The sequence below is a fragment of the Streptococcus pseudopneumoniae genome, from assembly GCF_038148935.1.
Taxonomy (GTDB): domain Bacteria; phylum Bacillota; class Bacilli; order Lactobacillales; family Streptococcaceae; genus Streptococcus; species Streptococcus pseudopneumoniae_U.
This window is the reverse complement of the sequence record NZ_JBBJZX010000058.1, coordinates 1-12,652: the sequence shown is the minus strand read 5'-3', so window position 1 is coordinate 12,652 and position 12,652 is coordinate 1. Positions and strand designations below refer to the sequence as shown.

8 protein-coding genes and 1 pseudogene are annotated in these 12,652 nt (G+C 42.6%); 1 reads left to right on the top strand and 8 read right to left on the bottom strand.

The annotated features are described in order from the left end of the window. Positions 1–41: 41 nt before the first annotated feature. The 7 genes from WKI42_RS07190 to rpsL form a co-directional block, all read right to left on the bottom strand. Positions 42–272 carry a GlsB/YeaQ/YmgE family stress response membrane protein gene (locus tag WKI42_RS07190; protein WP_000901572.1) on the bottom strand — a complete coding sequence of 77 codons (231 nt, stop codon included), beginning with the start codon at positions 270–272 and terminating at the stop codon, positions 42–44. 9 nt (positions 273–281) lie between these two features. Continuing rightward, a complete protein-coding gene (locus WKI42_RS07185) occupies positions 282–1,523 on the bottom strand; it encodes an aminopeptidase (protein ID WP_173274987.1) in 1,242 nt (413 codons plus the stop codon). Between the two features lie 21 nt (positions 1,524–1,544). Further along, the gene (locus tag WKI42_RS07180) at positions 1,545–1,697 is read right to left on the bottom strand and encodes a hypothetical protein (protein WP_000776626.1); all 153 of its coding nucleotides are present in this window, start codon (positions 1,695–1,697) and stop codon (positions 1,545–1,547) included. Positions 1,698–1,715: 18 nt separating this feature from the next. Then, complete coding sequence (locus WKI42_RS07175; RefSeq protein ID WP_173274986.1) at positions 1,716–6,107, bottom strand: PolC-type DNA polymerase III; 4,392 nt, start codon at positions 6,105–6,107, stop codon at positions 1,716–1,718. A gap of 103 nt (positions 6,108–6,210) precedes the next feature. Beyond that, positions 6,211–8,292 carry an elongation factor G gene (gene fusA, locus WKI42_RS07170; RefSeq protein ID WP_000090345.1) on the bottom strand — a complete coding sequence of 694 codons (2,082 nt, stop codon included), beginning with the start codon at positions 8,290–8,292 and terminating at the stop codon, positions 6,211–6,213. 424 nt (positions 8,293–8,716) lie between these two features. After that, positions 8,717–9,187, bottom strand: coding sequence for a 30S ribosomal protein S7 (gene rpsG, locus WKI42_RS07165; protein WP_000087873.1), 471 nt, complete (start codon positions 9,185–9,187; stop codon positions 8,717–8,719). 19 nt (positions 9,188–9,206) lie between these two features. Further along, entirely contained in the window at positions 9,207–9,620 is a 414-nt protein-coding gene (rpsL, locus tag WKI42_RS07160; protein WP_001142332.1) for a 30S ribosomal protein S12, read from the bottom strand. A gap of 282 nt (positions 9,621–9,902) precedes the next feature. Here rpsL and WKI42_RS07155 point away from each other — a divergent pair. After that, positions 9,903–10,054, top strand: a pseudogene (locus WKI42_RS07155) (IS30 family transposase); the annotation flags it as partial. A 265-nt stretch (positions 10,055–10,319) separates the two neighbouring features. Here the strand turns inward: WKI42_RS07155 and WKI42_RS07150 are convergent. Continuing rightward, complete coding sequence (locus WKI42_RS07150; protein ID WP_173306481.1) at positions 10,320–12,317, bottom strand: thiol-activated cytolysin family protein; 1,998 nt, start codon at positions 12,315–12,317, stop codon at positions 10,320–10,322. Positions 12,318–12,652 lie beyond the last annotated feature (335 nt).

Here is a 12,652-nt window from a genome sequence, read left to right as displayed (position 1 = left end):
AGTTTGCTCTTTGATTGTCATTGAATATCAGATTTAGGAAATTAACTTCCTCGTCTCCAAAAAATCGCTAAGACAATCATGGAACCTAGTACTGCCGGAATGATGGCAGTTCCTGCTATTATCGGTCCCCAAGTCCCAAAAAGCAAATGCCCTATAAAGGCACCAATCCAACCGAGAAACATTTTCCCAAAGCAACCCATTCGCTCTCCACGATTGGTTAGAGTACCTGCTAAAAATCCCACTAGGAGACCAACGAACATACTTCCTAACATATTATCTCCTTAATTTGCCCAATCTCCCTTACGGAAGAGTGGTACACGTGTCCCATCCTCACGGATACCATCGATATCCATTTGACTAGATCCAATCATAAAGTCTACGTGAACATCTGAACGGTTAAGCCCCGCAGCTTCAAGCTCCTCTTCGCTCATCTCCGCTCCACCAACAACGCTAGTTGCATAGGCTGCACCGATAGCCAAGTGATTTGACGCATTTTCATCGAAAAGAGTGTTAAAGAAGGTAATGCCTGACTGAGAAATTGGGCTTGGATCTGGTACCAAGGCACATTCACCCAAGGCACGCGCACCCGCATTTTCAAAGACAAGGTCTTTCATGACCTGATCACCCTTCTCAGCAGTGATATCTACGATTTGTCCATCCTTAAAGGTCACCTTAATACCTTCGATGATATTTCCGTTATAACTAAGCGGTTTTGTAGAGGTTACATAACCATCTGCACGACGAAAGTCAGGCGCTGTGAAGACTTCCTCTGTCGGCATATTTGGCAAGAATCCTTCGCCCTGTGCATTGATTGCACCAGCTGATTCCCAAACGTGGTTCTTCGGCAAGCCAAGGGTCAAATCGGTCCCTGGAGCTGTGTAGTGAAGAGCTGAAAATTGCTCTTTATTAAGCATATCAGCCTTGCTCTTGAGGATAGCTGCATGCTCTTCCCAAGCCTTAACAGGATCTGCTTCGTAGACACGGCAAGTTTTGAAGATTTGGTCCCAAAGGAGATCGACTGCTTCTTCATCGCTCGCAGCATTTGGAAAGACTTTCTTAGCCCACTCAAGTCCAGCAGCGGCTGCTACAGTCCAACTAACCTTGTTGGATTGCGTTGCGATGCGCATTGGCTTCATAGCGAGTCCCATAGCTTTAGCAGAAGCTGAAAGCTTGTCAGCGTCCACACCGTTCAAAGCACCTGGGTCAGAAGAACGAACTCCGAGACGGCTAGCCTTGTTCTCCAAGAGATAGTTCATCTCGGCAATCTTGTATTCTGGTACATTGTCCAGACGCTCCATCGGTGCGTGGAGGAATTTCTCACGGTTAATGACATCATCTGTCCACTGAACGATGACCTCATGCGCACCCAAGGCATAAGCTTCTTTGACGATTAAGTGAGCCAACTCACGTTGCTCCACATCGATAGAGAGAGCCAAAGTATGACCAGGTTGCACGTTAATTCCGTTCGCAACCAACAATTTCGCATATTTTTCTAGATTTTCTTTAAAATTTGGTAAAACCATGTAATTTTCTCTTTTCTATTTTTATTTTTCTTTCAAAGCAGAGAATAATCCTGCTAAAGCAATAGCACCTGACAAGAGTGCTGTTGATAGAAGAATTGTCTGATCAGCAAGTTCTAATTGATATTCAAATACCTTCTCAGCCGGCTTATCTTCCGCAAAAATTCTTAGTTTCATTTTTTTCCCTCCAAGGCCTTAAAACAACTCATCAAACAAACTCAACTGGTTATCCTCTGGCATATTGCCAAGAATACCCATTTCATCCATCTTTTCAACCAAAGTTGAGGAAAGTCCACCACGCTTGCGCAATTCTGTTTTAGAGAGGAATTCTCCCTCTTCACGCGCTCGCACCAACTGCTTGGCAACGTTCTCTCCCAGACCATCCATTGCTACAAATGGCGGAATGAGAGTATCCCCGTCGATGAGGAACTCTGTCGCCTGACTACGGTAGAGATCGAGTTTGCCAAACTTGAAACCACGCTCCCACATCTCATTGACAATCTCAAGAGTTGTATAAAGATCGATTTCCACATTAGAGGCTTCATTGTTCTTCCGTTTTTCAGAGATTTCTTCCATTCTGCGCTTGATAGCATCCAAGCCTGCACCCATAGTCTTAATATCAAAAGCCTTAGCACGAATGGAGAAGTAAGCACAGTAGTAATAAATGGGATGATGAACCTTGAAGTAAGCTACACGCAAGGCCATCATAACGTAGGCTGCCGCATGGGCTTTAGGGAACATGTACTTAATTTTCCCACAGGATTCGATATACCACTCTGGTACCTTATTGCCCTTCATGGCTTCGATGTAGCCGTTTCTCTCCTCCTCGGAAATCTTGAGCCACAAGCCCTTACGTACCCGTTCCATGATGGTAAAGGCCATCTTAGGTTCCAAACCAGCATGCATGAGGTAAACCATGATGTCGTCCCGACAACCGATAACAGTCGATAGGTCCGCTATTCCTTGCTTAATCAGATCTTGGGCATTGCCCAGCCAAACGTCGGTACCGTGGGACAAACCAGACAGCTGAAGCAATTCTGCAAAAGTTGTCGGATGGGTCTCGTCTACCATTCCACGTACAAAGTTGGTCCCAAACTCTGGAATCCCCAGCATACCCGTCGGTGTTCCGATTTGCTCAGGAGTCACCCCTAGCACATCAGTCCCTGAAAAGAGGGCCATCACACCTTCATCATCCATAGGAATTTCATTAGGATCAATCCCTGACAAATCCTGTAGTTTCCGAATCATGGTCGGATCATCATGTCCCAGTACATCGAGTTTGAGGACGTTCTCGTCTATATCATGGAAGTTAAAGTGAGTGGTCTGCCATTCAGCCGTCACGTCATCCGCTGGATACTGAACAGGCGTGAAATCATAGACATCCATGTAGTTCGGAATAACAACGATTCCCCCCGGGTGTTGGCCTGTCGTTCGTTTGACACCAGCAGCTCCCTGGGCTAGACGTTCCACCTCTGCATCACGATAAAACTTGCCATAATCTCGCTCGTAGCCCTTGACAAATCCATAAGCGGTCTTGGCAGCCACCGTACCAACCGTTCCTGCACGGAAGGCATATTCTTCACCAAAGATATCACGCACATCCAAGTGGGCGCTAGGCTGATCTTCCCCCGAGAAGTTCAAGTCAATATCGGGAACCTTGTCTCCATCAAAACCAAGGAAGGTCTCGAAAGGAATATCCTGTCCGTTTTTACTGAGTTTATAACCACAGTTTGGACAGTCCTTATTGGGCATATCAAATCCTGAACCATACGAACCATCGGTGATAAATTCGCTGTACTGACACTGACCACAGACATAGTGAGGAGAGAGAGGATTGACCTCTGTAATCCCAATCATGGTCGCAACAAAACTAGATCCGACAGACCCACGAGAACCAACCAAGTAACCCCGTTCATTGGAACGTTGCACCAGCATCTGCGATGCCAGATAAATCACGGCAAATCCATTCCCCAGAATAGAGGTTAATTCTTTTTCAATCCGCAAATCAACGATATCTGGCAGCGGATTTCCATAAATCTCAAAGGCCTTCTTGTAGGTCAATTCAGCGACCGTTTCTTCCGCCTTGTCGATGAAAGGCGTGTACAAATCCCCCTTAACAACTTCAACAGGTTCAAAGATTTCTGCCAAGGCATTGGGATTTTCAATAACCAGTTTACGAGCTAATTCCTCTCCCAAGAAGGCAAATTCATCCAACATCTCATTGGTCGTTCTAAAATGGGCTTTTGGCATAGGAGCTGGTTGGGCATGTTCTCCATGACCAATGGTTCGGTTAATCATAGCCCCCTGTCCCAAACTACGGACGATAATTTCACGGTAAATCTCTTCTTCCGGTTCGATATAGTGGACATTTCCCGTAGCCAGAACAGGCTTGCTAAGACGTTCTCCAACCTCTATCAAACTTTTGATAATGGTCTGGAGTTCTTCCATATCCTTGACCTGCTCCTTGGCAATCAAGGGAGCATAGATAGCTGGTGGCATGACCTCGATAAAGTCATAATACTTGGCCACCTCAACCGCCGCATCTACACCTTGAGAAACGACCGCATCAAAAACTTCGCCTTCTGCACAGGCTGATCCTAAAATCAAGCCCTCCCGATGGGCATCTAGAACCGTTCTCGGAATCCGTGGTACCCCTTCAAAGTACTTGGTATTAGACAAGGAAACCAGCTTAAAGATATTTTTTAGCCCTACTTGATTCTTGACATAGATGGTCGCATGCTTAATCCGAGCTTTCTTATAAGAATCTGGACTAATCAAATCAATGTTGAGTCTAGCTAGATCGGTCACACCATGTTTTTCTGCTACTTCTTTGATAAAGATGAAAAGCAGGCGACCAGTAGCTTCCGCATCGTAGTTGGCCATGTGGTGATGTTCTAAGGCCACACCAAAACGCTTGGTCAAAGGGCCCAAACCATGACGTTTATACTCAGGATAGAGGTTTCTAGCAAACTCAAGTGTATCAATAACCGGCTGACTAATCCTTGGAAGACCATGACGCTCATAGTTGGCATTCATAAAGCCAACGTCAAAGGTCGCATTGTGGGCAACTAGGACCGTATCTTTACAAAATTCTTGGAATTCTTGCAAAACTTGTTCCAGTGGCTTGGCATTTTTGACATGGTCATCTGTAATTCCAGTTAACTCAGTAGTAAAAGCTGACAAGGGATGACCAGGATTGATAAATTCATCAAATTCAGCAATGACATTCCCCTTGTACATCTTAGAGGCCGCAACCTGAATCAAATCATTATAGATAGCTGAAAGTCCCGTCGTTTCCACGTCAAAGACCACGTAGGTCGCTTCTGACAAGTCCATCCCCACTTCGTTATAGACGATAGGGACACGGTCCTCCACTATATTGGCTTCCATTCCATAGATTAGCTGGATTCCCGCTTTCTTGGCCGCCTTATAGCCATGTGGGAAGGACTGGACATTCCCATGGTCCGTGATGGCAACCGCCTTGTGTCCCCACTTAGCAGCTGTCGCAACGATTTCTTCAACCTCTGGTAGAGCATCCATGGTCGACATATTAGTATGAGCATGAAACTCAACCCGCCGTTCTCCTTCTGGCATCAAATCCTTCCGCTCATAGTGAACAACTTCCTGCACATCCTGCACATTCATAGTCAAATCGCGTGTGAAGTTATTCATCTCCACATTCCCACGCACTCGGAGCCAAGAATTCTTCTTGATAAGGTCAAATTTCTGGGCCTCTTCCTCATTTTTAACCCACTTTTGCATAGAAAAACTTGAAGTGTAGTCCGTCATTTTAAAGTTGATCAAAACACGCCCTGTTCTAGTCACTTTTTGCTCCACATCAAAAACAACTCCTTCAAAGACCAGACGATTTTCCTCCGTCGTCACTTCGATCATAGGAGTAATCTCTGCCTTATCCAGCTTCGGTTTAGCTGCAGCTTTTTTCGTTTGAAAATCAAAGGCTGGTTTCTCTTCCGCTGGAGGAGGTGCCATCTGTTCTAGTTGCTCCATAGCACGGAGCGCTTCCTCATTGGCCACTTGAACAATCTGCTCATTTTTAGCATGAAAGGCCTCTTCCTGCTCTTGGGTCAGCACATCATTCTTCTCGACTTGACAATTAAAAGTTGGAAAACCAAACTTTTCAAGTTGTTTGGCTAAATTAGGAAGGTGATTTTTCTTAAAGTGTTCCTTATCAATCGCCTCAGAGCCTTCAATAAAGAGTTGATTGCCCTCAGCACGAACTTGCAGATTCTGGTAAAGGGACCTAAAACCTTGGCTAGCACATGGCCCTTCAGAGAAAGCCTCCCTATAGTAGGACTGCAAGAGTTGATTTGAAAATTCTTGAGACAGAGCCTTGATTTCAAAAATTGCTTTATTACCTGTCTTAGAAAATTCTTCCCTCAAACCTTTCTTTAATTCTAAAAAGATTTCAATCGGTAAAATATTAGAAAATACGAAATGAAACTCCCATACCTTACTAATTTTATGAACCACAACTCGCTCAATATCAGCCTGCGCTAAAGCAGGAGCCTGTCTTATCTCAGCAGGCATCCCCAGTTGATTCATCAAAATTTCAAAACTATTTGACATTCATTTTCCTCACATTATTCTTCTACTATTTTACCATACTTAGAGGCATTTTCTAAAGACAAAAGGAAGCCACTAAGTGACTTCCTTCTAGAGTGAGGACAGATTAGTCTTCACCTTTGTTTTTCTTAATGATTTCTTCTTGTACTGACTTAGGTACATCTTCGTAGTGGTCAAATACCATCATGAATGTACCACGTCCTTGAGATGCAGAACGAAGAACTGTTGCGTAACCGAACATTTCAGCAAGTGGAACGTAAGCACGAACAATTTGGCTGTTACCGTGTGCTTCCATACCATCTACACGTCCACGACGAGCAGTTACGTGACCCATAACATCACCAAGGTTTTCTTCTGGAACAGTGATTGTTACAAGCATCATTGGCTCAAGGATAGCTGGTTGTGCTGATTTAGCAGCTTCTTTAAGAGCAAGTGAAGCCGCGATCTTGAAGGCAGTTTCAGATGAGTCGACATCGTGGTATGAACCATCGTAAAGCTTAGCTTTAACGTCAACCATTGGGTAACCTGCAAGAACACCGTTAGCCATAGATTCTACCAAACCTTTTTCAACCGCTGGGATAAATTCACGAGGAACCACACCACCGACGATTGCGTTTTCGAATTCGAATCCTTTACCTTCTTCGTTTGGAGTAAATTCAATCCATACATCACCAAATTGACCTTTACCACCAGACTGACGTTTGAAGAATCCACGAGCTTGAGTAGAAGCGCGGAATGTTTCACGGTAAGATACTTGAGGAGCACCTACGTTTGCTTCAACTTTGAACTCACGACGCATACGATCAACAAGGACATCAAGGTGAAGCTCACCCATACCAGAGATAACTGTTTCACCAGTTTCAACGTTTGTTTCAACGCGGAATGTTGGATCTTCTTCAGCCAATTTTTGAAGGGCGATACCCATCTTATCTTGGTCAGCTTTAGATTTTGGTTCAACCATCAATTGGATAACTGGTTCTGGAACGTTGATTGACTCAAGGATGATTTTAGCTTTTTCATCTGTCAATGAGTCACCAGTTGTAGTATCTTTCAAACCAACGGCAGCAGCAATATCACCTGAGTAAACAGTGTCGATTTCTTGACGGCTGTTAGCGTGCATTTGAAGGATACGTCCGATACGTTCACGTTTACCTTTAGAAGTGTTCAATACGTAAGAACCTGATTGAAGAACACCTGAGTAAACACGGAAGAATGTCAAACGACCTACGAATGGGTCAGTCATGATCTTGAAGGCAAGAGCTGCAAATGGCTCTTCGTCAGATGCTGGACGAGTTTCTTCAGCGTCTGTATCTGGGTTAATACCTTTGATTGCTGGGATGTCAAGTGGGCTTGGAAGGTAGTCGATAACCGCATCAAGCATCAATTGAACACCTTTGTTCTTGAAGGCAGAACCACACAATACTGGGAAGAATTCAACGTTGATAGTCGCTTTACGGATACCAGCTTTCAATTCTTCGTTAGTGATTTCTTCACCTTCGAGGTATTTCATCATCAATTCTTCGTCAGTTTCAGCAACTGCTTCGATCAATTTTTCACGGTATTCTTGAGCTTGGTCAAGGTATTCAGCTGGAATATCTTCTTCAAGGATATCTGTACCAAGGTCGTTCGTATAGATTTCAGCTTTCATCTTGATCAAGTCGATGATACCACGGAAGTCATCTTCAGAACCGATTGGCAATTGGATTGGGTGTGCGTTTGCTTGAAGACGATCGTGAAGTGTGCTTACAGAGTAAAGGAAGTCAGCACCGATTTTGTCCATTTTGTTGGCAAATACGATACGTGGAACTCCGTACTCAGTTGCTTGACGCCAAACTGTTTCAGTTTGAGGCTCAACACCTGATTGTGAGTCAAGAACGGTAACCGCACCATCCAATACACGAAGAGAACGTTGTACTTCGATTGTGAAGTCCACGTGTCCTGGTGTGTCGATGATGTTTACGCGGTGGTTATTCCATTGAGCTGTTGTCGCAGCAGATGTGATCGTGATACCACGCTCTTGCTCTTGCTCCATCCAGTCCATTTGTGACGCACCTTCGTGAGTTTCACCGATTTTGTGGATTTTACCAGTGTAGTAAAGGATACGCTCAGTTGTAGTTGTTTTACCAGCATCGACGTGAGCCATGATACCGATATTACGAGTTTTTTCAAGTGAAAATTCGCGTGCCATGAGGTTTGTTTCTCCTATTTATTTTTGATTTCTATTCTATTATAACACGATTTTAATAAAAACGGATAGGCAGGACCTACCCGTTCTCAATGTTTTCATGATATTGTTGGTTTCAACTTACGAGTTGGTAAGTTGAGTTATAGCTAATACTAATCGATTTAGCTAATTTGAACCTGGGCTAAAGTTAATTAGCCGATTTGAGTCGGAACGGGATGCTGTGTGAAAAAGATAAACTTCCTTGTATTCGTCGAATACTGCGTCAGTTTTCTATTTTCACCTTACATCCTTACCGTTCCTAGCATCATGATATAGTTGAGCTCAAGCTAAAAGTCTGGAGAAAAAGATGAATCTCATTGGTTGCAATCGCAACCTGCTTCGATTCCCTATTTTCTCTGGGACTTTCTTAACGCTTTCGCATCCTATCTTACCAACGGAAGTGTGCGAATGCACGGTTAGCTTCAGCCATACGGTGAGTGTCTTCACGTTTCTTAACAGCTGCACCAGTGTTGTTAGCAGCATCCAAGATTTCTTTTGCAAGACGGTCTTGCATTGTGTGTTCACCACGAAGACGAGCGATTGTTACCAACCAACGAAGTCCAAGTGTTGTACGACGTTCTGGACGAACCTCAACTGGGACTTGGTAGTTAGAACCACCAACACGACGTGCACGTACTTCAAGTACAGGCATGATGTTTTCCATAGCTGTTTCAAATACTTCAAGTGCATCGTTTCCAGTAGCTTCTTTGATTTGCTCAAAGGCACCGTAAACGATTGAAGCAGCTGTACCACGTTTACCATCAAGCATAACGCGGTTGATAAGACGAGTAACTAGTTGTGAATTGTAAAGCGGATCTGGCAATACGTCACGTTTTGGAGCTCTATTTTTACGACTCATTTCTCTTTATCCCCTTTCCTTATGCTTTTGGACGTTTAGTACCGTATTTAGAACGGCCTTGTTTACGATCGTTAACACCTGCAGTATCAAGTGCACCACGGACGATATGGTAACGTACCCCTGGAAGGTCTTTTACACGTCCACCACGAAGAAGCACCACGCTGTGTTCTTGCAAGTTGTGTCCGATACCTGGGATGTAGGCAGTAACTTCGATAAGGTTGCTCAAACGTACACGAGCGAATTTACGAAGGGCTGAGTTAGGTTTTTTAGGTGTCATTGTTCCAACACGAGTTGCAACACCACGTTTTTGTGGTGAAGAAACGTTTGTTTGAACTTTTTTATGACTGTTGTAACCAACGTTCAAAGCTGGTGATTTAGATTTTTCTACTTTTGATTTACGCGGTTTGCGAACCAATTGGTTAATTGTAGGCATCTACATTCTCCTGTGTTTTTTTATTTTTGGTGATGATACACTTGGTGACAGCTATCATCTGTGTGTACTTTTGCAACATTTGTCAGCACGTCCCTGTACACTCTTGAGAGACCAAAAGTAAAAAGTACCGTCTATTATTGTAACAAAATTTTCCCTTGCTTGTCAAGATATTTTTCTTTTTTATTCTTAATTTTAGCTCTGCTAACTTCTCAAAGTAACTTCCACTTGCCTAACCAAAGTGGAAATTAGTCTAAAACGAATTTTTATGGTGGAATTAAGTGTGAGACTTTCCGTTCCATCATTGAGAAGATGGGAAAAGACCCGTCAACGATTTCAAAAGAAATCAAGCGCAATCGCATCATGCATCCAACATCCATCAAATCTGATTGCACGGATTGCCCACTTCTCAAAAAGCTCCTTATGTCTGTAACAACGCGTTTTTCTCATACTAAAAGCTAGGTTGTGGAAAACTGGAAGTTAGTTTTATATTGAATTGAAATAAGACATGAACAAATCTATTGGGAAAGTCAACTTAATTTCTAGAAATGTTTTAATAGCAACAACGTACTATTCTAGTTTCAATCTGCTATAGAAGTTACCCTTTTCATCTTTTCATTCTCTCAAAAGTCAATCATAAAAGAGGAGAAATCGAAGTTCCTCCTCTTCACTGTTTACTATCGAATCAAGTAAATCAAATCGTTACTCATTCACAATTTTTTCATCAACTTTAGGGTTTAGAGTTGTTCCCCAATGTGTAATTGTACGTTGTTGTACTAGTGGTAAGTCTGTGCGGTTGTAAACTGTACGCCATGGTTCCCATACAAGACCTGTCTTTTCTTGAACCTTGATGCGAAGATTACGGACATTTCCTCTAAATTGAATCTCTGTTTGGAAGCCTGAAGTTCTGTTTTTTCCGTTATCTTCCCATTGACGTGAACGGATTTCTGGATTTCCTTGTTCATCATATGTAATTTCATCCCAATAGATGTAGTAACGCGCAACATAAGCACCCTTATGATGAAGTTTCAAGAAGCCATTTTTGTAAGAAGTAACCTTCGTTTCGATATAGTCTGTACTATTTTGTAAAGTTGCTTGGGCATTATCTTTTAGGAAGGCAGTCTTATATGAGATTGGCACAGCTGGACTTTGAGCGCTAAAGTTAGCTCCTTCTCTGATGAGTTCCTTCAAGTTTTCGACTGTTCCTGTGACAACTTTGGCGGCACCGCTAGCATTACCTCCTACAATTACCGCTGTTACAGAAGTATTCTTCAATAGACGGCTCCATTCAGAATTTGGAGCAATTGTTGCGCCTTTAATAACCGCATTAATAGCTGCTTTTAATTCAGTAGACTTACTTGCTGACTCAAACTTAACATAGATTTGACGTCCGTAAGAAACGTTTGATACATATACAGGTGGAGTTTGTGAATCAACACCTCTTTGTTTTAAATCTTCAGGTGTCACACTCTTGTCAAATACAGCCGCTGGATTGGTCGGTGCATCAAATGTCGCTGTATAGTAGATTTGTTTAAAGTTTACAACTTCAATTTGCTTTTCACCCTTTTGCACAGCCTCAAAGTCAATCTTGAGCGGTGCACCTGCTTTTTCAAAGTCTGCACCAAATTTTGCTTTCAATTGATTCATGCTATAGGCTGTAGTTGATTCATACTGAACACGGGCAGGAACGGAATGGCTAGATGAGTAATTCTTTGTCCATCTTTCAACCAAGGTATTCATCGCAGACTGCATACCACTAGTTGTAGGATCTGCTTCAATTCGGCTGTCAGACTGAATCATACCAGGTAAATCGACGCTGACTGTCCCCTTTGCACGGGCAAGACTAATCAATTCTGGCTGATTTTCTAGCAGATTTTGGTTTGCTTTATACAAGCCACCTAGGAAGACATTTTGATTTCCATTGATGGAAACATCTGCTGTGCCTGTAGAGAGGGTTTTCTTGATTTTTTCTACAACGACAAACTCTCCATTTTGTTCCTTAGCACTTGTGTTGTAGCGATTTTCTAAGGTTTCTCCCTTGCGAGTTAAAATATCTAAAGGATTATAAGTTAAGCCAAAAAGGTAGTCTTTCAATGCTGATGTTTGATCTACTACTGGTGCAGTTCTATCCTGTCCAACTTGAGTTGTTGCTGAACGAAATACTTCCACTTCTGCCAAGCTCAATGGGGTATTTTTAGTTTTCAACTCCACTTTTACATAACGAGCGCCTTTGGCTGTGAAGAAAACTTCAAGTTCTGGCTTCCCACTCAAACTATCAAAGTGTTGACGAGCAACTTCTTGTTTTGCTTCATTTAACAAAACAACATCAAAATTAGAAAGACGATTAGCTACATTCCCATCTCCACGATTGTAAAGTTTAACTTTTCCAACATTCTCTGTTTTTCCAAGATCGACTTGCCACCAAGCATTGTCTTCAAAGTTTGTATGCGTTACAGAATGGTGCCCATAGTCACTATCAACATTACCATCCACTGCTCGTGTAGCAGCTCCTCCATAAGCAGTAGAACTTTGACTAGCTTGTTTTCCACGAGCGATGTTTTCTGTCTCAACTGGACGATTCCCTTGCTCTGTAGCCAAAGCTACTCCCTGAGCGCTCAATAAAAAGGCCGCAACAACAGCACTACACACACCGAGTCCACACTTTTTGACAAAGCGATGCAAACGTTTTTCTTGATTCATTCCTTATTCCTCCGTTTTTAAATGAATACGTTTTCCTATTTGTCTATAGTTTATCAAATTTCAAGTAAAAGTCAAGCACAAATCAGCAAAAAAGTCAAGAAAATAAGAAGAAAACGTTTGCTGAATTTTTCTGATATTTTCTTTAGATTTCCAGTAAATACTATAGTTTGGAAACTAGATAAAACTTGAGAAGGGCTAGCTTTTTCTCTTCCTATTTATAGTTTCACTAGATGAACTTTTTAAAGAAATATTAGAGAGCAATTTCTGAATAAAAATAGCTGGGAACATATCCTCTTCCTAATAATACGTCTTGTCTTATGTGACATTTTTATACT